21 protein-coding genes are annotated in these 22,631 nt (G+C 66.2%); 9 read left to right on the forward strand and 12 right to left on the reverse strand.

The annotated features are described in order from the left end of the window. Positions 1-6: 6 nt before the first annotated feature. From AC2T4A_RS00810 to AC2T4A_RS00855, 10 genes are all read right to left on the reverse strand, one after another. The gene (locus AC2T4A_RS00810; RefSeq protein WP_486742548.1) at positions 7-924 is read right to left on the reverse strand and encodes an SDR family NAD(P)-dependent oxidoreductase; all 918 of its coding nucleotides are present in this window, start codon (positions 922-924) and stop codon (positions 7-9) included. Positions 925-973: 49 nt separating this feature from the next. Further along, positions 974-2,119, reverse strand: coding sequence for an acyl-CoA dehydrogenase family protein (locus AC2T4A_RS00815; protein WP_486742549.1), 1,146 nt, complete (start codon positions 2,117-2,119; stop codon positions 974-976). Positions 2,120-2,135: 16 nt separating this feature from the next. Further along, positions 2,136-2,891: an enoyl-CoA hydratase/isomerase family protein gene (locus AC2T4A_RS00820; RefSeq protein ID WP_416746463.1), complete on the reverse strand. Its 756-nt coding sequence runs from the start codon at positions 2,889-2,891 to the stop codon at positions 2,136-2,138. Positions 2,892-2,899: 8 nt separating this feature from the next. Further along, positions 2,900-3,958, reverse strand: a complete 1,059-nt coding sequence (locus AC2T4A_RS00825; protein WP_486742550.1) for an acyl-CoA dehydrogenase family protein — start codon at positions 3,956-3,958, stop codon at positions 2,900-2,902. A gap of 4 nt (positions 3,959-3,962) precedes the next feature. Beyond that, entirely contained in the window at positions 3,963-4,367 is a 405-nt protein-coding gene (locus AC2T4A_RS00830; RefSeq protein WP_416746465.1) for a PaaI family thioesterase, read from the reverse strand. Positions 4,368-4,405: 38 nt separating this feature from the next. Further along, positions 4,406-5,764: an MFS transporter gene (locus AC2T4A_RS00835; RefSeq protein WP_486742551.1), complete on the reverse strand. Its 1,359-nt coding sequence runs from the start codon at positions 5,762-5,764 to the stop codon at positions 4,406-4,408. A gap of 39 nt (positions 5,765-5,803) precedes the next feature. Then, the gene (locus tag AC2T4A_RS00840) at positions 5,804-6,685 is read right to left on the reverse strand and encodes a MaoC/PaaZ C-terminal domain-containing protein (protein WP_478378512.1); all 882 of its coding nucleotides are present in this window, start codon (positions 6,683-6,685) and stop codon (positions 5,804-5,806) included. Beyond that, a complete protein-coding gene (locus tag AC2T4A_RS00845; protein ID WP_486742552.1) occupies positions 6,669-8,804 on the reverse strand; it encodes an acetate--CoA ligase family protein in 2,136 nt (711 codons plus the stop codon). Before AC2T4A_RS00845 ends, AC2T4A_RS00840 begins: the two co-directional genes overlap by 17 nt. Positions 8,805-8,926: 122 nt before the next feature. Continuing rightward, positions 8,927-10,078: a thiolase gene (locus AC2T4A_RS00850; protein ID WP_486742553.1), complete on the reverse strand. Its 1,152-nt coding sequence runs from the start codon at positions 10,076-10,078 to the stop codon at positions 8,927-8,929. Next, complete coding sequence (locus tag AC2T4A_RS00855) at positions 10,075-10,461, reverse strand: Zn-ribbon domain-containing OB-fold protein (RefSeq protein ID WP_416746222.1); 387 nt, start codon at positions 10,459-10,461, stop codon at positions 10,075-10,077. The genes AC2T4A_RS00850 and AC2T4A_RS00855 overlap by 4 nt, the downstream gene beginning before the upstream one ends. A gap of 141 nt (positions 10,462-10,602) precedes the next feature. Here AC2T4A_RS00855 and AC2T4A_RS00860 point away from each other — a divergent pair, with 141 nt between their 5' ends. Together AC2T4A_RS00860 and AC2T4A_RS00865 are read left to right on the forward strand one after the other, a co-directional pair. Beyond that, entirely contained in the window at positions 10,603-11,412 is an 810-nt protein-coding gene (locus AC2T4A_RS00860; protein ID WP_416746224.1) for an IclR family transcriptional regulator, read from the forward strand. A 375-nt stretch (positions 11,413-11,787) separates the two neighbouring features. Beyond that, positions 11,788-12,807: a branched-chain amino acid aminotransferase gene (locus tag AC2T4A_RS00865; protein WP_416746226.1), complete on the forward strand. Its 1,020-nt coding sequence runs from the start codon at positions 11,788-11,790 to the stop codon at positions 12,805-12,807. A 171-nt stretch (positions 12,808-12,978) separates the two neighbouring features. On the opposite strand, the gene AC2T4A_RS00870 is transcribed toward AC2T4A_RS00865, so the two are convergent. Beyond that, positions 12,979-15,369, reverse strand: a complete 2,391-nt coding sequence (locus tag AC2T4A_RS00870; RefSeq protein WP_416746228.1) for a hybrid sensor histidine kinase/response regulator — start codon at positions 15,367-15,369, stop codon at positions 12,979-12,981. A 208-nt stretch (positions 15,370-15,577) separates the two neighbouring features. Between AC2T4A_RS00870 and AC2T4A_RS00875 the strand changes: the two genes are divergently transcribed. The 4 genes from AC2T4A_RS00875 to AC2T4A_RS00890 all read left to right on the forward strand — a co-directional run bounded on the left by AC2T4A_RS00875 (position 15,578) and on the right by AC2T4A_RS00890 (position 19,139). Continuing rightward, entirely contained in the window at positions 15,578-16,375 is a 798-nt protein-coding gene (locus AC2T4A_RS00875; protein WP_045215075.1) for a hydroxymethylpyrimidine/phosphomethylpyrimidine kinase, read from the forward strand. 34 nt (positions 16,376-16,409) lie between these two features. Continuing rightward, positions 16,410-17,039, forward strand: coding sequence for a thiamine phosphate synthase (gene thiE, locus AC2T4A_RS00880; protein ID WP_416746230.1), 630 nt, complete (start codon positions 16,410-16,412; stop codon positions 17,037-17,039). Between the two features lie 42 nt (positions 17,040-17,081). Then, on the forward strand, positions 17,082-18,368 hold the full coding sequence (gene hemL / locus AC2T4A_RS00885) for a glutamate-1-semialdehyde 2,1-aminomutase (protein ID WP_486742554.1): 1,287 nt from the start codon (positions 17,082-17,084) through the stop codon (positions 18,366-18,368). A gap of 228 nt (positions 18,369-18,596) precedes the next feature. Next, positions 18,597-19,139 carry a tetratricopeptide repeat protein gene (locus AC2T4A_RS00890; RefSeq protein WP_017521798.1) on the forward strand — a complete coding sequence of 181 codons (543 nt, stop codon included), beginning with the start codon at positions 18,597-18,599 and terminating at the stop codon, positions 19,137-19,139. A gap of 126 nt (positions 19,140-19,265) precedes the next feature. Here AC2T4A_RS00890 and AC2T4A_RS00895 read toward each other — a convergent pair whose 3' ends face one another. Then, positions 19,266-19,598, reverse strand: coding sequence for a DUF1820 family protein (locus AC2T4A_RS00895; RefSeq protein ID WP_045215085.1), 333 nt, complete (start codon positions 19,596-19,598; stop codon positions 19,266-19,268). 136 nt (positions 19,599-19,734) lie between these two features. On the opposite strand from AC2T4A_RS00895, the gene miaB reads away from it, so the two are divergent. From miaB to ybeY, 3 genes are all read left to right on the forward strand, one after another. Beyond that, positions 19,735-21,072: a tRNA (N6-isopentenyl adenosine(37)-C2)-methylthiotransferase MiaB gene (gene miaB / locus AC2T4A_RS00900; protein WP_478378507.1), complete on the forward strand. Its 1,338-nt coding sequence runs from the start codon at positions 19,735-19,737 to the stop codon at positions 21,070-21,072. Positions 21,073-21,166: 94 nt separating this feature from the next. Next, positions 21,167-22,168 carry a PhoH family protein gene (locus tag AC2T4A_RS00905; RefSeq protein WP_138520117.1) on the forward strand — a complete coding sequence of 334 codons (1,002 nt, stop codon included), beginning with the start codon at positions 21,167-21,169 and terminating at the stop codon, positions 22,166-22,168. Next, positions 22,161-22,622: an rRNA maturation RNase YbeY gene (gene ybeY / locus AC2T4A_RS00910; RefSeq protein ID WP_478378505.1), complete on the forward strand. Its 462-nt coding sequence runs from the start codon at positions 22,161-22,163 to the stop codon at positions 22,620-22,622. Before AC2T4A_RS00905 ends, ybeY begins: the two co-directional genes overlap by 8 nt. Positions 22,623-22,631: the final 9 nt, after the last annotated feature.

Here is a 22,631-nt window from a genome sequence, read left to right on the forward strand (position 1 = left end):
AAAAGGTCAGATCGGGTCCCAGGAGAACACGTCCGGGCTGCGCGCCAGGTCCATGAAGCTGCCGCGCAGCGCCGGCATGCCGTGCTCGGCGATGCTCTGCGGGGTCCAGCCGTTGTCGCTGTGCACGCTGCGCAGCGGGCGGCTCTGGCTCATCAGGAAGATCTCGTGGTTGCGCGCGGCGAACACCTGGCCGTTGACCGCACTGGCGGCGTCGGAAGCGAGGTACACGGCCAGCGGCGCGTTCTTGTCGGGCGTCATGCGCTGCAGGTTTTCCACCCGCGCCTTCTGCTCTGGCGTCTCGGCCGGGATGGAGTCGGTCATGCGGCTCCAGGCAAAGGGCGCGATGCAGTTGGAGCGCACGTTGTAGCGCTGCATGTCGAGGGCGATGGACTTGCTCAGGGCGACGATGCCGAGCTTGGCCGCCGAGTAATTGGCCTGGCCGAAGTTGCCGATCAGCCCCGAGGTGCTGGTCATGTGCACGAAGGCGCCGCTGTTCTGCGCGCGGAAGTGCTCGGCGGCGGCGCGGCTGACGAAGAAGCTGCCGTTCAGGTGCACGTTGATCACCGACAGCCAGTCCTCGGCGCTCATCTTGTGGAAGATGGTGTCGCGCAGGATGCCGGCGTTGTTCACCACGATGTCGACGCGGCCGAAGGTGTCGATGGCGCTGGAGACGATGCGCCGGGCGCTGTCCCAGTCCGACACGCTGTCGGTGTTGATGGCGCCGTCGCCGCCGCGTTGGCGGATCAGCCCGAGGGTTTCCTCGGCCGGCGAGGCCGAGCCGCCCTCGCCTTGCAGGGACACGCCGATATCGTTGATCAGTACCCGCGCGCCGCTGTCGGCCAGAGCCAGGGCGATCTCGCGGCCGATGCCACCACCGGCGCCGGTGACGATCGCTACCTTGCCTTCGTTGAGTCGTTGGGTCATCGCTAATTCCTTACTGTTCGTTCAATCAGGGAGTTCGTTGCGCACACGCTCAGCTCGGCAGGCCGAGCACGGCCTTGGCCAGGATGTTGCGCTGGATTTCGTTGGTGCCGCCGTAGATGGTGGTGGGTCGCGACTGGATGAAGATGCCCGCCGGGTGCAGCTCGGGATCGTCGCTGAAGGGGTTGAGCAGCGCCGAATCGGCACCGGCGATCTCCAGCCCCAGCTCGCTGATGCGCTGGTAAAGCTCGGACTGGTGGATCTTCAGCAGGGAAACGTCCGGGCCCAGTTCCTCGCCCCGCCGCAGACGTTCGGCGAAGCGCTCGTAGAGCGCCTTGTGGCAGTCCAGGTCCATGCTCAGTGCGGCGAAGCGCTGGGCGAACACCGGGTCGTCCCACAGCCCCTGGTGACGCGCCAGGCGCACCAGGCGTTCGAGGGCGAAGGTGGCCTGCTTGGGGGAACCTAAGAAGATGCGCTCGAAGCCCAGCAGCGCCTTGGCCATGCCCCAGCCGTGGTTGACCGCGCCGACGAGGTTCTCTTGCGGCACCCGCACGTCGTTGAAGAACACCTCGCAGAACTCGCCCTGCAGTTCGAGGTTGAGGATCGGCCGCACCTCGACGCCAGGGCTGTCCATCGGCACCAGCAGGAAGCTGATGCCCTGCTGCGCCTTGGCGCTGCGCTCGGTGCGCGCCAGCACGAAGATCCAGTTGGCTTCGGTGCCCATGGTGGTCCAGGTCTTCTGGCCGTTGATTACCCATTCGCCGTCACGCAGCACCGCCTCGGTGCGCAGGCTGGCCAGGTCGGAGCCGGCGTTGGGTTCGCTGTAACCCTGGCACCAGATGTCTTCGCCACTGAGGATGCGCGGCAGGAAGCGCTCGCGCTGGGCGTCGCTGCCATAGCGGATCAGCAGCGGGCCGAGCATGGTGATGCCGCTGTCGGGCAGGCGCGCGCAGCCGTAGTTTTCCATCTCCTCGATCATGATCAGCTGCTTGCCGGCAGACAGCCCCATGCCGCCGTGCTGCACTGGCCAGCCGGGGCACAGCCAGCCTTGTTTGGACAGCGCCTGGTACCACTCCCAGGTGTCGTCGCGGCCCAGGCGGTGGGCCGGGTTGCGGATGCGTTGCGGGTAGTTGGCGGCGACCCACTCGCGCACCAGCCGGCGGAATTCGTCATCGCCCAGGGCGTTGTAATCGGTCATGTCACTGCTCTCTTGATTACTGGCCCCGGAAATTCGGGGAACGTTTTTCGAGGAACGCCGCCTTGCCTTCGGCATGGTCGGCGCTGAGGAACAGCTGGCTCTGGAAATCGCCCTCGCGTTCGAGCAGCAGTTCCAGGCCGTCGGCCAGCAATGCCTTGGTCAGCGCGAGCGACAGCGGTGCCTGCTGCTCCACCTTCGCGGCCAGCGCAAGGGCTGCATCCAGCGCAGCACCCGGCGCGCAGAGCTGGTCCACCAGGCCAATGCGCAGCGCTTCCTCGGCTTCGATCACCTGGCCGAACATCAGCACCTGCCGGGCGCGACCGATGCCGACACGCGCGGGCAAGGTGTGCAGCTGGCCGAGATCGGCGATCAATCCGACCTTGCCGAAGCCCGCGGCGAAGCGCGCCGTGCCGCCACACACCAGGCTGTCGCAGGCCAGCGCCACCGATAGCCCGGCGCCCACCGCCCAGCCTTCGATGGCAGCGATGATCGGCTTGCCCATGCGCAGCATCTGGCGGATCAGGTCGGCGTTCTTCTGCATGCGTACGCGACCGGCGTTCAGATCGGTGACGTGCATGTCACTGAGGTCGCCGCCGGCACTGAAGACTTCCGCCGAACCGGTGAGCACCACACTGCGCACGGCGGGATCGGCGTCCGCCTCACGCAGTGCGTCGAGCAACTCGGCGCGCAATGCGGGGGACAGCGCATTGCGCCGCGCCGGATTGTTGAAGCGCAGCAAACGCACCGAGCCATGGCTTTCCTGCAGCAGCATCTCGCTCATCACGCCACCTCCGCATGCAGCAGGGCGATGTAGCGCGCCCGGTGGAAGGCCAGCGAACCCAGGCTGTTGAGCAGCACCATGGCGCGGCGCAGGAACAGGCCGATGTCCGCTTCGTCGGTGTAGCCGATGCCGCCGTGCAACTGGATCGCCTGGCGGGTCACCAGCATGGCCGCTTCGGCGGCACGCACCTTGGCGGTGGACACCAGTCGCTGTACCTGTGCGGCCGGCGCGCCGGCGTCCAGGGCGGTGGCCGCTTCGCCGACGATGGCGCGGGCCAGTTCGATCTGCAGCTTCAGGTCGACCATGCGGTGCTGCAGCGACTGGAAGCTGCCAATCTCGCGGCCGAACTGGCGGCGCACGCCGAGGTAGTCGCGAGTCTGTTCGAAGGCCGCATCCATCAGCCCCACCAGGTAGGCGGCGCAGGCCAGTGCCGACTCATCGAGCGCTGCGGGCGCAGCTTCGACGAGTTGCGCCGGCGTACCATCGAAGCGCAGGCGCGCCAGGTGGCCGCCGTCCTGCGTCGGTTCCTGATGAATACTCAGTCCCTCGGCATTGCGCTGCACCAGTGCAAGGCCGACGTTGCAGGCGACCAGCCAGGCATCGGCCGCAGCGCCCAAGGCCACATGGGCGATCTCGCCGCGCAACTGGCCATCGCGCAGCACCGGCAAGGCGGCACCTGCCTCGTAGCCGATTCCAGCGGGCAGGATCAAGCGCTCGCCGGCCAGCAGGGCGTCGCGCTCGTCAGCCGGCAGCAAGGGAGCGACCAGGCTCGCCTCGATCAGCGGCTCGGGCAGCAGGCCGCGCCCGAGTTCTTCCAGCAGCGCGGTGTACTCGGCCATGCCCAGGCCGCTGCCGCCCAGCTCTTCAGCGAGGCGCAGACCCGGCCAGCCCATGGCGCAGACTTCGCCCCAGGCGTCACGGTCAACGCTCGCCTGCTGGAAGCGCAGGCGGCGCACCCGGCCCAGGTCGCCGCCGCGCGGGACCAGGGAGGCGGCACTGTCTCGGATCAGCCGCAGGCGCTCTTCGCGCTCCTCGGCCATCGCGGTGTGGTCGGTCATTTCGTCATTCCCGTGTCGGTTGAACAGCTCCGGCCGCCGCGGGCCGGTACTTGAAACTGCCGGTGGCGCTGGCGATCAACTCGCCGGCCTCGTCGTAGATATCCGCCGCGCAGAAGCACAGGGTGCGGGTGCGCTTGAGTACCCGGCCGACAGCGTTGATCTCGCCGCGCGTGCTGCCCATGAAGTGCGTGGCCATGTCGATGGTGACCATCGAGCAGCCCGGCATCTGCGCGCGGATTGCCCCGGCCATGGCGGCATCGAGCACGCTCATCAGCACGCCGCCGTGGAAGCTGTCGATGTAGTTCATCAGCTCCGGGCGGTGGCGCAGGCGGACCCGCACCACCTCGCCATCGACCCAGCGCTCCAGGCCGAGGAACTCCTGGAAGGTGTATCGATCGCGCGGGAACATGTCCGGCCCGGGCGCATTGGCAGCGCGGGTGAGATCGGTCATCGCAGGCTTTCCTCCGTGACGGGTTGGCCCAGCGGGCGGGCAGTGCTGTGGGCCGGTGTACGCGCGGGAGAGCTGGCCTGCGTCGAACGCGCTTCGCGGTTCGGGTCATACAGCCGGTTGGGGATCATCAGCGCGGGGATCAGGCCGGTGATGACATAGGTGATGCCCATCACCAGGAAGCCCGCGCCGATGGACACGTGGGAGGCCAGCAGGCCAATGGCCGCCGGGGCCACTGCCGCGCCGATGCGGCCGAGGTTGTAGGAAGTGCCCACGGCAGCGCCGCGCACCTGGGTGGAGAAGCTCTCGGTCATGTAGGTGGCCAGCACGCCCACCGGTACGCCGTAGATGAAACCGAACAGCGCGAGAATCCAGACGATGTTGTCAGGCGTGTGCCAGAACACGATCACCGGCATGAAGATGGCAGTGCCGATGGCGCCGGCAGCGAAGGTGGCGCGGCGGCCGAAGCGGTCCGAGGCGATCCCGGCGAGCACCTTGCCGAGGATCATCGCGGTGTAGGTGCCGACCATGTAGCCGGTCATGGATTTGAAGTTCATACCCAGCTCGCTTTCCAGGTACGAGGGCATCCAGTTGTTGGTGCCGTAGTAGCCGAACAGCAGGAAGCACGAGGTGAGGCTCCACAGCAGGAACATGCGTCGGGTGGACGGATCGACCAGCAGTTGGCGCATGCCGCCGCTGGCAACCGCTTGCTGGCGCCCGCTGCTGGCCTGCTGCACGCGTTGTGCACGAGCCGCCAGCCACGACGGCGACTCCGGCACCCAGGGCCGCAGCGCGAGGCAGATCAGCGCCGCACCGATTGCGGTGAAGAACAGTGCACGCCAGCCGTAGTCGGGGATGATCTGCCCGGCGAGGACGGTCGCCACCAGGTAGCCGACGGTCCAGCCGGCCTGCATGGTCGCCAGGATGGTGGTGCGGTACTTCGCGGTGACGAACTCGGACATCAGGATGTTGCAGGCCACGAACAGCGAGCCCAGGCCCAGCGAGGAGACGAAGCGGATCAGCGCGAAGGCCCAGTAGTTGTGCGCCAGGCCCAGCAATGCGGTGCCGACGGAGAACACCAGGATGGTCCAGGTCACCACGCGCACCCGACCGAAGCGGTCGCACGCCCAGCCGCCATAGATGCCGCCGATGGCCATGCCGGCCAGGGTGATGCTGCCCAGCGAACCCGCCTCGAAGTTGGACAGGCCGAATTCGGCCTTGAGGCTGTTAAGGCTGTAGGCGAGGAACATCAGGTCTGCGCCGTCGGCAAGCAGACCCAGGAAGCAGAAGAGGAAGGCGATCACCAGAGTCCGCCGCGGAATCGCGGCGCTCTGGGCCAAGCTGTCGGGTGCGTTCATTGTTGTTGTTCTCGCAGGTTGGTTGAGGTCGTCGTCGCGCTATGCCCGCCCGGCGTGTTCTCCCATCTCCGGGGTGAGGCGCACGCGGCCGTTGTCCAGCACCACCACGTCGCGTTCGACGACGCGGGTGCGGAAGGAGCCGTCATTCCAGATTTCGGTACGCAGGGTTTCGCCGGGGAACACCGGTGCGGAGAAGCGCACCTGCAGGTGCGCGAAGCGCTCCGCGCGGTAGTCGGCGAAGCCGCGCAGCAGTGCGTGGAAAGCCACGCCGAGGGTGCACAGGCCATGCAGGATCGGCCTGGGGAAACCACCGCGGGCGGCCGCCGCCGGGCTGGCGTGGATCGGGTTGTCGTCGCCGTTGAGGCGGTAATGCAGCGCCTGTTCGGGGCGTGTCGGAAGGTCGATGACCAGGTCCGGCGCCTGCTCGGGCAAGCGGTGCGGCTGGCTCAGCGACTGGCTGTCGCCGCCAAAACCGCCGTCACCGCGCAGGAAGGTGGTGCCACGGGCAATAGCCAGCACCTCACCGCTCTGCGCATCGCTGACGACCTTCTCGCTGTAGAGCAGCGCGCCCTTGCCGGCGCCCTTGTCCACAAGCCCCGTGACACGGGTGCGGCCAATCACTTCACCTTCCACCGGCAGCGGCTTGCGCCATTCGATGCTCTGCTCGCCGTGGACCAGGCGCAGTGCATCGACGCCGGTATCCGGGTTACCCAGCCAGAAGCCGGGGTGGCCGAGCACCACGGCCATGCAGGGCAGCGCCTGGAGGTCGCGATTGGCGTCGACGAAGGTCAGCTGGTGCTCGTCCATCGGGTCCGCGCCGAGCCCCACGGACAGCGCATAGAAAGCACTGTCGTGGCGGCTGAAACGCTGCCGCACCTCAGGGATCGGGTAGTTCAGCAGGTGCTCAGGATTCAGCGCCATGGGCCACCTCCTTCACTTCCAGTACCGCATCGGCGGCCCAGGCGCCCTGCCCTTCGGGCATGGCAAAGACCGGGTTGAGGTCCACCGAACGCAGGCGCGGACCAGCCTCGGCAGCGAACTGCGAGAGCTGCGCGAGCACCCGCGACAGCGCCTTGATGTCGGTCACCGGGCGACCGCGGGCACCCTGCAGCAGCGGCGCGCCCTTGATACTGCGGATCATCTGCTCGGCCTCGTCGACGCCGAACGGGCAGCGGCGGAACACCACGTCCTTGAGCACCTCGACGAAGATGCCGCCGAGGCCGAATACCGCCACCGGACCGAACTGCGGGTCGCGCTGGATGCCCATGAAGCACTCGACGCCGCCCTGCAGCTGACGAGCCACCAGCACGCCATCGAGGCGAGCGTTCGGTGCATGCTCGGCGGCGCGTTCGAGCAGCAGTGCATAGCCCTCGCGCACGGCCTGGGCGCTGTTCACATTGAGCAGCACACCGCCGATTTCCGATTTGTGCAGGATGTCCGCCGAGGCGATTTTCAGCACCACCGGGAAGCCGATCTGCTCGGCGAATGCGGCGGCTTCCGCAGCACTTTTCAGCACCCGTTCGGGCGCCGATTCGATGCCCGCGCGGGCCAGCAGTTGCTTGGCTTCGGCCTCACCGGGCGTGCTGGCCGGCAGCTCCACGCCACCGGGCGCGGGAATGCTGCGCAGCGGTCGGGCGAAGGCCTCGCCCAACTGCCCCATGGCCTGGATGGCGCGCACGGCGCGGGTCGGGTCCTCGAACAGGGCGAAGCCGGCCTTCTGGTACGGCGCCAGCTCCTCGCCCTCGCCCATCACCGAGACCACGAACAGGCGATCCGGGTGGTCGGCCTTGATCCGCGCGAACTGCTCGGCCAGACGCGGCCCGATGGAGGCGGCGGTACCGGCCTGGGTGAAGAAGGCGATCAGCGAGCGGTAGCCACCGTCCACCACCATGGATTCGGTGAAGTCGTGCACCAGGCTCAGGTCGTTGAGCGCCTGGGCGGTGCAGTCCACCGGGTTGAGCGGTGAGGCATAGTGCAGACGCTGTTTCAGGCGCGCCTGGGCCGCTTCCGGCATCGGTGGCATGGGCAGGCCGAAATCCTCGGCGGCGTCGCTGACGATGATCCCGGCGCCACCGCTGACGGTGATCATCCCCAGGCTGTTGTTCACCGGGTAGATGCGCTGCGTGGCGAGGTAGGCGATGTCCACCAGTTCCTCGGTGGTGCGCGCACGAACCACTGCGTAGTCGGCCAACACCGCATCGAGCACCTTGTCGTCGCCAGCCAGGGAGGCGGTGTGGGACATGGCCGCGCGGCCGCCCAGCTCGCTGCGCCCGACCTTGTGCAGGATCACCGGCTTGCCGGCGCGATGGGCCGCTTCGAGGGCGGCGAGGAAGCTGTCGACGTTGCGGATGGATTCGGCGTAGGCCATCACTACGTCGACCTCCGGCGATTCCACCAGCCAGCCGATGGCATCGCCCAGGGTGACGTCGGCCTCGTTGCCGGTGGCGACGCAGATCGGCGTACCCAGCCCGCGCTGCCGCGACAGGCCCAGCAGGTGCGCGCCGTAGGCGCCGGACTGGGTGGCGATGCCGACCCGACCGGCCAGCGGAATACCGCGCTCCAGGCTGGTGGAGAAGAAGGCGTAGTAGCCCAGGTTGGCGTTGAACACGCCCAGCGCATTCGGCCCCAGCAGGCGCATGTTGGCCGCGCGGGCGGCTTCGACGATGGCGTTCTGCATGGCCACGCCTTCCTCACCGACTTCGCTGAAGCCGGAGGAAAACACGATGGCGCTGCGCGCGCCCTTGCGCCCCAGTGCCTGGACGGTCTCCAGCACCTGCGGCGCGGGCACCGCGATGATCGCCACGTCCGGCGCCTCGGGCAGCGCGTCGACGCTGGCATAGGCCGGCAGGCCCTGGATCTCGGTGCGATTGGGGTTGACCGGCAGGATGCGGCCGGTGAAGCCATTGCGCAGCATGTAGGCAATGGGGCGGCCACCAATGCGGTGCGGGTCGCTGGAGGCGCCAACCACGGCGACCGAGCGCGGCTGGATCAGCGGGGTAAGGCTGGCGAAGGCTGTGTGTTGCAAGTGACTCACTGACATGACGTTCCACCTGAACAGATAACGGGTGCCGGACGAGGCCATCCCGGCGCGAGGGCGAGCGCGTCCACGGCGGGCCGCCCGCTTATCGCAGGTAGCCACCGGGAGGGCGTCTTGCCCGAATTTCAGAGCACGTTCTGGGTGCCGAGCAGCGCGGTGACCTGGCTGGACAGCGTGCCGCCGTTGCCATGCAGCAGCGCCACGTCGGCTTTCTTCAACTGGCGCTCACCGGCCTGGCGACGCAACTGGGTGACCGCCTCGATGATCAGGAACATGCCGTACATGCCCGGATGCACACAGGACAGCCCGCCACCATTGGTGTTCACCGCCAGCTCCCCGCCAGGAGCGATGCGCCCACCCTGGACGAAGCGGCCGCCTTCACCTTTCGGGCAGAAGCCGAGGTCTTCGAGGAACAGGATGGTATTGATGGTGAAGGCGTCATAGACCATGACCAGGTCGATGTCCGAGTGCTTCACACCGGCCATCTGCATGGCGCGCGGGCCGCTCTCGGAAGCAGCGGTGACGGTGAGGTCGGGCATGGCGACGATGGAACGGTGCCACTGCGCGCCGGCCGCGCCGAGGAAGTAGATCGGAGCCCTGGGGAGGTCCCGTGCACGGTCGGCGCGCACCATTACGCAGGCGCCGCCGCCATCGGTGACCAGGCAGCAATCGGCCTTGCTCAGCGGATCGCTGACCATCCGCGCGGCGAGCACCTGATCGATGCTCAGCGGACCACGGGCGAAAGCCTCGGGATTGAGGTTGGCCCAGCCACGGGCGGCCACGGCCACTTCGGCCAGGTGCTCGCGGGTGGTGCCGTATTGATGCATGTGCCGGCTGGCGGCCAGCGCATAGGCGGTGATCGGGTGGCGCGGCTGGTAGGGTGTTTCGTGCCACTGCGGCTCGCTCATCGATACCAGCTTGCCGCCGGCGGTGCGCTGGTTGGAGCCGTAGCAGATCAGCGCCGCGTCACACAGCCCGGCCTCCAGGGCCAGGGTCGCCTGCAGCAGGTGCAACTCGAAGCTGGAGCCGCCGACGTTGGTGCCATCGACGAATTTCGGTTTGATGCCAAGGTATTCACAGACCGAGAGGGTCGGGAAGGCGTGGGAGCTGGTGGCGGAGAACACCGCGTCGATGTCCGAGAGCACAAGCCCCGCATCGGCGATGGCCTTCATCGAGGCCTGGCCGAGCAGTTCCATGGCGCTGTAGCCGTGGGCTTCGCCGATACCGGCGCTGCCGATGCCAACGATTGCGGTCTTGCCGCGCAGGACCTGGCTCATGGCTGCACCTCCGCCAGGGGCTCGAAGACGACGACAGCGCCGCTCTCCTGCTGGGCGATGCGCGCCTTCACGCGGGTGCCGATGGGCAGGCTGAGGTGTCCTTCGATTCGGGACATCATGCGCACGCCTTCATCCAGGTCGATCAGGGCGACGTTGTAGTCACCACTGCGGGCGCGATTGACGGTCAGGGCATAAAGGGTACCCAGGCCACTGGCGGGGACCCATTCCAGGTCCGTTTCGCCGCTGCCGGGCACCTGAGTGCGGGGGTAGAACACGTGCCGGCCGGTGGAGGCGCTGCGCTGCAACATGAAGCGACCCTGGGCGAGGAAGGCGAGGTACTGCGCCTCCGGCCCTGGCATGTTGCGGTCGGGGAAATCCACCATTGAGGTTTCTCCTTTGTTCTTGTTCTGCCTTTGTTGCAAAGTGCGTTACCGCCCATGCCAAGCCAGCTTCACGGAAGCCGTTGCAGGCGTCGCAGGGTCAGAATACATTCACAATACTGAATGTCAATCAGAATACAGAATATGACCACTGAAAAAACCGTCGAAGAAGCCAGCAGCAAACGCACCGGCGGCGCCAAGGATGTCGGCGCCGTGGTGAATGCCATCCAGATCCTGCGCCACCTGGCCAATGCCGAAGGCCCCGAGGGTGCTACCGCCATCGCCCGCGCCACCGGCATCAGCCCGAGCACCACCTTCAACATCCTGCGCACACTGAGTAACGAGGCGCTGACCTCGTTCGACAACGAAACCAAGACCTATCGCCTGGGCCTGGGCCTGTCGGAATTGGCGGTAAGCTTCATCGGCCGCAGCTACGCCGACCTGATCCAGCCGGAACTGGAGCGCCTGAGCACCAGCCACAACATCCTGATCACCCTGTGGCAGGTCACCGACGATGCGCACATCCGCGTGATCGCCGTCTCCGCCCCGACCGTGGCGCACGTCAACGTCGCCGTCGGCTCGCGCCTGCCGGAACTGGTGGGCGCCGCCGGACGCTGTATCGCCGGCCTGCGCAATCTTCCCGAGGATGAACTGCGCCGCCGCCTGACTCGGGTGCGCTGGGAAGCCCCACCCAGCTTCGAGGAGTACCAGCGCGACGCTCGCGACACACTGGAGCAGGGCTGGGCCATCGACCAGGACCACCTGTACCGCGGCGTCAGCATGGTCGCCAGCGCGATCACCGATCACGACCGGCAGCCACGCTTCGTGATCTCCGGCATCGGCATCAGCGCCCAGCACGACCGCGAGAAACTGGAGCAGATCGGCGCCAGCCTGCACGAGACAGCCCGCTTCATCAGTCGCTCGCTATTCCCGCAGAGTGGCCCAGCGGAATAAGTCGATAGATATTCACCATATGAAATGGCATTCACAAATATGGATGCCATTTCAACGCAACCAGCGGATCTGGCGCGAAACCGCACCGCGAGCCGCCGCGCGCCAGCACACCCGTCGCTACATCGCCGATGCGACTGATGGCATCGATATTCGCCGCCAGGGGCCCACAGCCGCGATTATCGCCGGTATCATGGCAGGTCTTGATGGAGTCCTGGCAGTGACCATCCCGCGGAGAACACCGTTCCCGCCGCCCGCCCGAATCCCCGCGCGATCCGGGCAGCCCGCCGCCAGAGCCCGCCAAACCCTCTGCCCGGATGTTCGCCAGCCCCGCATGGCTCGCGACCGCCGCAGGTAATCCCATTGAATGAGGCAACCATGGAACAGAAAGACATCGATTGGGGCACGCTCGGATTCGATTACATCAAGACCGACTTTCGCTACATCTCCCACTGGCGCGATGGTCTGTGGGACGACGGCAAGCTGACCGAAGACAACACCCTGCACATCAGTGAAGGCTCCTCCGCCCTGCACTACGGCCAGCAGTGCTTCGAAGGCCTGAAGGCCTACCGCTGCAAGGATGGCTCGATCAACCTGTTCCGCCCGGACCAGAACGCCGCACGCATGGCCCGCAGCTGCGCCCGCGTACTGATGCCGCAAGTGTCCGAAGCGCAATTCATCGAGGCCTGCAAACAGGTCGTGCGCGCCAACGAGCGCTTCATTCCCCCTTACGGTTCCGGCGGTGCGCTGTACCTGCGCCCGTTCGTGATCGGTGTTGGCGACAACATCGGCGTGCGCCCGGCTCCGGAATTCATCTTCTCGGTGTTCTGCATCCCGGTCGGCGCCTACTTCAAGGGCGGCATGAAGCCCCATGACTTCGTGATCTCCACCTACGACCGCGCCGCCCCCAACGGCACCGGCGCCGCCAAGGTCGGCGGCAACTACGCCGCCAGTCTGATGCCCGGCGCCCAGGCCAAGAAAGACGGTTTCGCCGACTGCATCTACCTCGATCCGGCCACCCACAGCCGCATCGAGGAAGTGGGCTCGGCCAACTTCTTCGCCATCACCCACGACAATGAGTTCGTCACCCCGCGCTCCAGCTCGGTACTGCCGGGCATCACCCGTCTGTCGCTGATGCAACTGGCCGAACAGCGCCTGGGCCTGAAAGTGGTCGAAGGCGACGTGCAGATCGACGACCTGGCCCGCTTCAAGGAAGCCGGCGCCTGCGGTACCGCGGCGGTGATCACCCCGATCGGCGGCATCCAGTACAAGGACAACCTGCATGTGTTCTTCAGCCGCGAAGACGTCGGCCCGGTGACCCGTCGCCTCTACGAAGAGCTGACCGGCATCCAGAAGGGCGACGTGGAAGGCCCGAAAGGCTGGGTCGTGAAGGTCTGAGCCTGACAGCTCGCAGAAACAGAAACGCCGCGATACCGAAAGGGATCGCGGCGTTTTTCATTGGATTGTCAGAGGGCCCGTCATTGCGTAGGAGCGGACTCTGTCCGCGATGCTATCCTGCGCGATGCGAACCTATCGCGGACGAAGTCCGCTCCTACGCATAGTCCAGCCTCAGGCGTGGCTCGGCAGCGCCGGCTGGCACAGCAGCCAGTCGTGCAGCAACGCTTGCAGTTCCTCGAACTTCACCGGCTTGGCCATGTAGTCACTCATGCCGGCAGCCAGACAGCGCTCGCGGTCGCCGCTATGACTGTGGGCGGTGATCGCCAGCACCGGCAGGTCGGCGCAACGCGGCAGCGTACGGATCGCCCGACACGTGGCGAAGCCGTCCATCACCGGCATCTGGCAATCCAGCAGCACGGTGTCGATAGCCTCCCGACGCAGCAGCTCGATAGCTTCGGCGCCGTTGTCGGCGGTGCGCACGCGGTAACCGAGCTTGAGCAGCATGCCGCGGATCACCAACTGGTTGATGGCGTTGTCTTCCACCACCAGCACGGTGCACTGGTCCGGGCTACGCAGCACCTGGCCACCCGCGCGGCGCGGCGGCGGAGCGATGCTTTGCACCGGCTGACCAACCTGCAGCTCCAGGGCGAAGCGGCTGCCCTGCCCCGGCATGGAGTCGTGGGCCAGCGTGCCACCCAGCAGCGCGACCAATTTGCGACACAGCGCCAGGCCGATGCCCAGGCCACCGTACTCGCGGGTCAGCGACCCGTCGAGCTGGAAGAAGCGCTGGTACAGCGCGCCATCCGGCGGGGTGGAGAAGCCAATGCCGCTGTCCTGGACCTCGATGCGCAGCGCCAGCCCCTCAGTGTTGGGCACACCGCCAACCCGCAGGTGCACGCCACCCTGGTGGGTGAACTTGATGGCATTGTCGATCAGGTAGCCCAGCGCCTGGGTCAGCTTGCCGGCGTCACCCTCGAGGGTGTCGGGCAGGCTCTCGTCCAGTTGCAGGACGAAGCGCAGTCCGCGCTCTTCGGCACGCGGTGCGTACTGCGCACGCAAGCCGTCGCACAGGCCGCGCAGGCTGAACGGCTCGCGGCGCGGGTATAGCTTGCCGGCCTGCAGCTCGATCAGCGCAAGGATATCGTTGACCATGCGCATCATGTCGCGCGCCGATCCGGTGGCGGTCTTGTGGTACTGGGTCAGCTCGATGTCCATGGGCACCGTCTGCATCAGCTCCAGTGAACCGATCACCCCACTCATGGGCGTACGCAGCTCATGGGTGACGGTGGCGAGGAACTCATCCTTCAGACGGTTGCTGCTGGCCAGCTCAAGGTTCAGCTGCTCCAGCTTGCGGCTGGTTTCCTGGAGGATGCGCGTGCGCTCCTCCTTCATGGCGTTGATGCGGTCCGCCAGCGCCAGGGACAGCAGGCCGACCTCCAGCGCCGAACCGATCTGACTGGCGTACATGGTGAGGAACACGTTGGGCAGGAAGCCCAGCACCATCAGCGTGTTGATCACCCCGCCGAGCAGGAAGGCGCTCCAGGCGAAGATGAAGTAGCGCGCCACGCGCATGCCGCGCAGCCAGGCGAGGATGCCGGCGGTGAAGATCACCACGGTAAAGGCCAAGGCCAGGTAGGTGGCCAGGCGCAGGGCGATGGCGTAACTGACGGTCAGCGCCAGCACCATCACCAGCGCACCAACGCCCATCAATACGCGCAGGATGCGATCGATCCACAGGCTGTGCTCGCGGGTGTGCAGGAAGCTGCGAGCGAACTGGCAGCCGAACAGCCCGGCCGAACCGATCAGGAAGGGCGTGGAGGCATTGGCCCACCAGGGGTTGTTCGGCCAGAAATACTCGATGCCGGCGCCGTTGACCGAGATCTGGTAGAAGCCGAACGAGGCTATATAAAGGATGTAATACAGGTAGCTGGTGTCGCGCACGCTGAGGAAGATGAACAGGTTGTAGATCAGCATCACCAGCAGCACACCGTAGATGATGCCCAACACGTAGATACGCTGCGGCTGTTCCTCCAGGTAGGCCTTGGGCGACCAGAGCGTCAGCGGCGCCTGGATCGAGCCCTGGCTTTCCAGCCGCAGGTAGACGCGCAGCGGTTTGCCGGGCTCCAGCTTCAGATCGAACAGGTAGTTGTTCTGACGGATCGGCCGGCTGTCGAACGGCAGCGTATCGCCAGTGCGCTGGGCGAGCTTGAAGCCGCCCTGGCCGTCGGGGAGATAGAGGTCGAGCTTGTCCAGCGGCGGGTAGGCCAACTCCAGCAGCCAATTGGCAGGATCTTTCGAGGCTTGCGGCTGGTAGTCCAGGTCCAGGCGCAGCCAGAACACCGAACGCGAATAGCCGGCGTTGAGCACGTCGCGCTCATGGTGGCGGAAGCTGGCGGCCAGCGCCGGCGAGCTGATCTCGGCGATATCGGCCGTGCCGCGGACGTCCTCGAAGACATCCATCGCCCGCCCCAGGGGCAGTTGCCCGACGTGCTCGTCGAAGCTGATGGCGCTCGCCACTGGCGAGAGGATGAGAAGGATCAGGAAGATCAGCCAGTGCCGCATGGTGCCCCGCAGTGCCACCGACAGCCGCGCCGGAGATCCCCATCTCCCGCTTTGGCGCGCCGTGGAGGCGTTGTGTTGGAATCGGCGAACTCTAGCACAGGCCTTGTGCCCCGTGGCATTCGACCATCCGGGCAGGGCGCGGCCGGGTGACGCGCATTGGACCGTTCGGTCAGCTCAGCGGCGCATTTTGGTGATAAGCTCCCGCGCCATGAAAACACCTGCCTCCCGTCCCGTAGTGCTCTGCCTGTCCGGCCACGACCCCAGTGGCGGCGCCGGTCTGCAGGCCGATATCGAAGCCCTGATCGCCCAAGGCTGCCACGCGGCGCCCACCGTCACCGCGCTGACCGTTCAGGATACCGTCAACGTTTCCGACTTCCGCGTGCTCGACCGCGAGTGGGTGCTGGCACAGGCCAACGCCGTGATCGCCGACCTGCCGGTGGCCGCGGTCAAGCTGGGCATGCTCGGCTCGGTGCAGATGGTCGACACGGTCGTCGAGATCATGCAGTCCCTGCCGGGCATCCCGCTGGTCTGCGATCCGGTGCTGCGCGCCGGCGGCGGAGGTTCGCTGGGCAAGGACGACGTCGGCTACGCCATGCGCGAGCGCCTGCTGCCGATCGCCGCAGTCGCCACGCCCAACCTGCCCGAAGCGCGCATCCTCGCCGAACTGCCCGAGGGCACCGCCGACGAGTGCGCCGACAAGCTGCTGCCTTATATCCAGACCCTGCTGATCACCGGCGGCCATGGCGACGAATCCGAGGTGCACAATCGCCTGTACACCCGCGACGGCCAACGCCACACCTTCACCTGCCAGCGCCTGCCCGGCAGCTACCACGGCTCGGGCTGCACCCTGGCGAGTACCCTCGCCGGCCGCCTGGCCCTGGGTGAGGAACTGGTCAGCGCGGTGCGCAGCGCCCTGGACTACACCTGGCGCACCCTGCGTGACGCGGAAGCGCCCGGCCACGGCCAGTACGTGCCGCGCCGCCTGCCGCTGGACTATTGCAACTGATTCACTGATCAACCGTACGAAGATCGAGGCACCGATGAAACTGCGCGGACTCTACGCCATCACCGACAGCCAGCTGCTCGACGGCGGCCGCCTGCTGCCCTACGTCGAAGCCGCCCTCAAGGGCGGCGCCAAGCTGCTGCAGTACCGCGACAAGTCCGACGACGCCTCGCGCCGCTTGCGCGAAGCCGAGGCACTGCGCGATCTCTGCGCGCGCTACGGCGCCACGCTACTGATCAATGACGACGCCGAGCTGGCCGCGCGCCTGGGCGTCAGCGTGCACCTGGGGCAGACCGACGGCTCGCTGGCCGCGGCCCGCGCCCTCCTTGGCCGCAATGCCGTCATCGGCGGCACCTGCCACGCCAGCCTCGACCTGGCCGAGAAAGCCATCGCCGAAGGCGCCAGCTACGTCGCCTTCGGTCGCTTCTTCGCCTCCCAGACCAAACCCGGCGCCTCCGCCGCCAGCCTCGAACTGCTGGAACAGGCCAAGGCGCGCTTCAACGTGCCGCTGGTGGCCATCGGCGGCGTGACCCTGGATAACGCGCCCGAGCTGATCGCCCGCGGCGCCGACATGATCGCCGTGATCCACGCACTGTTCGCCGCCGACTCCCCGGCCGAAGTCGAACAACGCGCGCGCGCCTTCAGTCAACTCTTCGAAACCCGCTGAGCGCCCACGCGCCCGGCCCTTCACAGCTTCGCGAGGTACACCATGTCCCGTTCCGAAACGCTTTTCGCCAATGCCCAGAAACACATCCCCGGTGGCGTGAACTCGCCGGTGCGCGCGTTCAAGAGCGTCGGCGGCACCCCGCTGTTCTTCAAGCATGCCGAAGGCGCCTACGTAGTGGACGAAGATGACAAGCGCTACGTCGACTATGTCGGCTCCTGGGGCCCGATGATCCTCGGCCACAGCCATCCGGACGTCCTCGACGCCGTACGCAAGCAGCTCGACCACGGCCTGTCCTACGGCGCACCGACCGCGCTGGAAGTGGAAATGGCCGACCTGGTCTGCTCCCTGGTTCCATCCATGGACATGGTGCGCATGGTCAGCTCCGGCACCGAAGCCACCATGAGCGCCATCCGCCTGGCCCGTGGCTACACCGGCCGCGACAGCATCATCAAGTTCGAAGGCTGCTACCACGGCCACTCCGACAGCCTGCTGGTGAAAGCCGGCTCCGGCGCCCTGACCTTCGGCGTCCCGAACTCCCCGGGCGTGCCGGCGGCCTTCGCCAAGCACACCCTGACCCTGCCGTTCAACAACATCGCCGCAGTCGAGAAGACCCTGGGCGAAGTCGGCAAGGAAGTGGCGTGCATCATCGTCGAGCCGGTCGCCGGCAACATGAACTGCGTGCCGCCGGCGCCGGGCTTCCTGGAAGGCTTGCGCCGCCTGTGCGACCAGCACGGCGTGGTGCTGATCTTCGACGAAGTGATGACCGGTTTCCGCGTCGCCCTCGGCGGCGCCCAGGCGCACTACGGCATTACCCCGGACCTTTCCACCTTCGGCAAGATCATCGGCGGCGGCATGCCGGTGGGCGCCTTCGGCGGCAAGCGCGAGATCATGGAGCAGATTTCTCCGCTCGGCCCGGTCTACCAGGCCGGCACCCTGTCGGGTAACCCGCTGGCCATGGCCGCCGGCCTGACCACCCTGCGCCTGATCAGCCGCCCCGGCTTCCACGACGAGTTGACCACCTACACCACCCGCATGCTGCAAGGCCTGCAGGAGCGAGCCGACGCCGCCGGCATCCCCTTCGTGACCACCCAGGCGGGTGCCGCGATGTTCGGCCTGTACTTCACCGGCGCCGATGACATCGTGACCTTCGACGACGTGATGACCAGCGATGCGGAACGCTTCAAGCGCTTCTTCCACCTGATGCTCGACGCCGGCATCTACCTGGCTCCGAGCGCCTTCGAGGCCGGTTTCACCTCCATCGCCCACGGCGAAACCGAGCTGAAACTGACCCTGGACGCCGCCGAGCGCGCCTTCGCCGCTCTCAAGTAACACCCTTCGCGAAGGCGCCCATCCGGGCGCCTTCCGCTCTGCCCCGAGGCTCTCGGGGCTTTATAACCGCGTTACACCCCCCCCCGCCGTACCAGTCGTTTCCAGCAAAAAAACAGAAAAGAAGGTAAAGACTTTGTAAGGAAGCGCCCGCTTATTTCATAATGTGAAGGCTGGCGCATTTCGCTGGCCGGGTTTTACCCGCCCCGATCCTGGAGGCCGTTTCTCCCCATGTACCGTTCCGGTCGCACCCTGCTGGGTTGCCTGTTGCTCGCACTGCCCCTGTTCACTCAGGCGGGCGGCAACTCGCTGCTGATTCCAGCCACCGGACGCTGCACCCTGAACACCGTGCCCGAGCAGCTGCAACAGGCCCTGGCCAGCTGCCAGCAGGCCGCCAACGCCGGCGATGCCCAGGCACAGTTCGAATTGGGGGAATTCTTCTACACCGGCGAACGCGCCCCGCGCGATTTCCAGGCCGCCCTGCACTGGTACGAGAAGGCTTCGCTGCAAGGCCACGCCGACGCACAACTGCGCCTGGGCACCATGTTCTTCCGCGGTGAAGGCGTGAAGGCCAACAACGTGCAGGCCTACATCGTGCTGAAGATGGCCGCGGTCAACGGCGCCGAAGACGCCATGGACAGCGCCGACCTGGTCGCCGAGCAGATGAACAAGGACGAGCTGGACATCGCCACCAAGGTGCTCGGGCAGATCTTCCGCAACTACCTGATCGAACTGCAGACCGCCGGCAATTCGCCGTTCTCGCCGCTACCCTGAGCCGCACGCCAGGCCCCCATGCCCTGTAGGAGCGAGCGTGCTCGCGAACAGGGCTATACGGCTGACTTCGGTGCTGAACGGTTCGCGAGCAAGCTCGCTCCTACAAACTTCAGCTGTCCTTAAACGTCAGCTGTCCTTGCCGGGCATCGGCATGGGGAACGGCATCACGTTGCCGGTGATCTTGGCCTCGCTGATCTTCGCAGTGCCCAGGCGCTCCACCTCATCGATGCGGATGATCGAATGCAGCGGCACGAAGCTGCGGATGACGCCATCGAACTGCGCCTTGAGCTTCTCCTCGCTGGGGTCGACCACTACCTGGGTGCGCTCGCCGAAGACGAACTCCTCGATCTCCAGGAAGCCCCACAGATCGCTCTGGTAGATCTGTTTGGCGTACATCTCGTACACCTGGCCCTGGTTGAGGAAGACCACCTTGTAGATCGGGTTCTCGCGCTTGCTCATGAACGAAGGATGACAGCTTTGCAAAAAGGGCACGAAGCATAGCACAGACAGCCGCCCCTCAAGCCCGCCGCTGGTAGATGCCCGTCTCGGGGCTTATAATGCGCGGTCATTTTTTAACCAGCCCAAGACAGATTCCATGGCCAAGAAGCTTTTCATCCAGACCCACGGTTGCCAGATGAACGAGTACGACAGCTCGCGCATGGCCGATCTGCTGGGTGAACACCAGGCCATGGAGATCACCGAGAAGGCCGAAGAAGCCGACGTCATCCTGCTCAATACCTGCTCGATCCGCGAGAAGGCTCAGGAGAAGGTGTTCTCCGAGCTGGGCGCCTGGCGCACGCTGAAGCAGCAGAACCCCAATCTGGTGATCGGCGTCGGCGGCTGCGTAGCCAGCCAGGAAGGCGCGGCGATCCGCGAGCGCGCGCCTTACGTCGACGTGGTGTTCGGCCCGCAGACCCTGCACCGCCTGCCGGAAATGATCGACGCCGCTCGCGCCACCCGCAAACCGCAGGTGGACGTGTCCTTCCCGGAAATCGAGAAGTTCGACCGCCTCCCTGAGCCCCGCGTCGACGGTCCCACCGCTTTCGTCTCGGTGATGGAAGGCTGCAGCAAGTACTGCACCTTCTGCGTGGTGCCCTACACCCGCGGCGAGGAAGTCAGCCGCCCGTTCGACGACGTGCTCGCCGAGGTGATCCATCTGGCCGAGAACGGCGTGAAGGAAGTCACCCTGCTGGGCCAGAACGTCAACGGCTACCGCGGCCCGACCCATGACGGGCGCATCGCCGACTTCGCCGAGCTGATCCGCGTGGTCGCCGAGGTCGATGGCATCGAGCGCATCCGCTACACCACCTCGCACCCACTGGAATTCTCCGACTCGCTGATCGCCGCCCACGCCGAAGTGCCGCAGTTGGTGAAGTTCGTCCACCTGCCGGTGCAGGCCGGCTCCGATCGCATCCTCGCGGCGATGAAGCGCAACCACACGGCGCTGGAATTCAAGTCGCGCATCCGCAAGCTGAAGGCTGCGGTGCCGGACATTTGCATCAGCTCGGACTTCATCATCGGTTTCCCCGGCGAAACCGAAAAAGACTTCGAGCAGACCATGAGGCTGGTGGAAGACGTCGGCTTCGACTTCTCCTTCTCCTTCATTTACAGCTCGCGCCCGGGCACCCCGGCCGCCGACCTGGTCGACGACACCCCGGACGAAGTGAAGAAGCAGCGCCTGCTGATCCTCAACAGCCGCCTCAACCAGCAGGGCTTCGAGATCAGCCGACGGATGGTTGGCACCATCCAGCGCATCCTCGTCACCGACTACGCCAAGCGCGACCCGGGCCAGTTGCAGGGGCGCACCGAGAACAACCGCGTGGTCAACTTCCGCTGCGACAATCCGCGCCTGATCGGCCAGTTCGTCGACGTGGAAATCTACGAGGCGCTGCCCAACTCCCTGCGCGCGACCCTCGTGGAAGCACGCCACTGACGACCGACCGCCGAACGACCGAACTTTCGTACTCGGTCGCGCGGGGTTATTCTTCGACCATCTCCCTTTGAAGCACGGCGACTTAGACAACACCTTGAACGCCCCCCTGGATATTCATCGTTTCATGCTCGAGCCCTTCGAGGCCCGCAGCTTCGCCAACCTGTGCGGCCAGTTCGACGAACACCTGCACCAGATCGAGAAGCGCCTCGGCATCGAGATCCGCAACCGCGGCAACCAGTTCGAACTGGTCGGTGACCCCGAGCGCACCCAAGCGGCCGAAAACCTCCTGCAGCGCCTCTACCGCGAAGTGCAGAACGGCACCGAGATGACGCCCGACCTGGTTCACCTGTTCCTGCAGGAGTCCGGCCTGGAAGAGCTCGCCGTCGAGCCCGTCGCCCCACTGGTCACGCTCAAGACCCGCCAGGCGCACATCCGCCCGCGCGGCGCGAACCAGCAGCGCTACGTAAAAGCCATCCTCGACCACGACATCAACTTCGGCATCGGCCCGGCCGGCACCGGCAAGACCTACCTCGCCGTGGCCTGCGCCGTGGACGCCCTGGAGCGCGAACAGATCCGCCGCATCCTGCTGGTGCGCCCGGCGGTCGAAGCCGGCGAGAAGCTCGGCTTCCTGCCCGGCGACCTGTCGCAGAAGATCGACCCCTACCTGCGCCCGCTGTACGACGCGCTGTACGAGATGCTCGGCTTCGAGACCGTGGCCAAGCTGATCGAACGCCAGGTGATCGAGGTCGCGCCGCTGGCCTATATGCGCGGCCGTACGCTGAGCAACAGCTTCATCATCCTCGACGAAAGCCAGAACACGACGATGGAACAGATGAAGATGTTCCTCACCCGGATCGGCTTCGGCTCCACCGCGGTGATCACCGGCGACGTCACCCAGGTCGACCTGCCCAAAGGCACTCGCTCGGGCCTCAAGCACGTGATGGAAGTGCTGCGCGACGTCCCCGGCATCAGCTTCACCCACTTCAAGTCCAAGGACGTGGTGCGCCACCCGCTGGTGCAGCGCATCGTCGATGCCTACGACGCCTACGAGAACCGTCTGACCGGTGTAGAAGGCCAGGGCAACAAGCATGCTTGAACTGGACCTGCAGATCGCATCCGAAGCGGCCGGCCTGCCGAGCGAAGCTGACTTCAGAATCTGGTGCGAACTGGCCTTGCGCCAGCGCCAGAATGATTCTGAACTCACCATCCGCCTGGTGGACGAACCCGAAGGGCGCGAACTGAACAAGACCTGGCGACACAAGGACTACGCCACCAACGTACTGTCCTTCCCCGCCGATGTTCCCGACGAGTTGCTGGACATCCCGCTGCTCGGCGACCTGGTGATCTGCGCCCCGGTAGTCACCCGCGAGGCCGCCGAACAGGGCAAGTCCGCGCAGGCCCACTGGGCCCACCTCGTCATCCATGGCTGCCTCCACCTGCTCGGCTACGATCACATCGAAGACGAAGAAGCCGAGGAAATGGAAGCACTGGAACGGGAATTGCTGGCCGAACTGGGTCACCCGGACCCGTACGCGGCCGATGAAGAATAAAAGCCACCG

Source organism: Pseudomonas sp. PVC-3-1 (assembly GCF_057444315.1).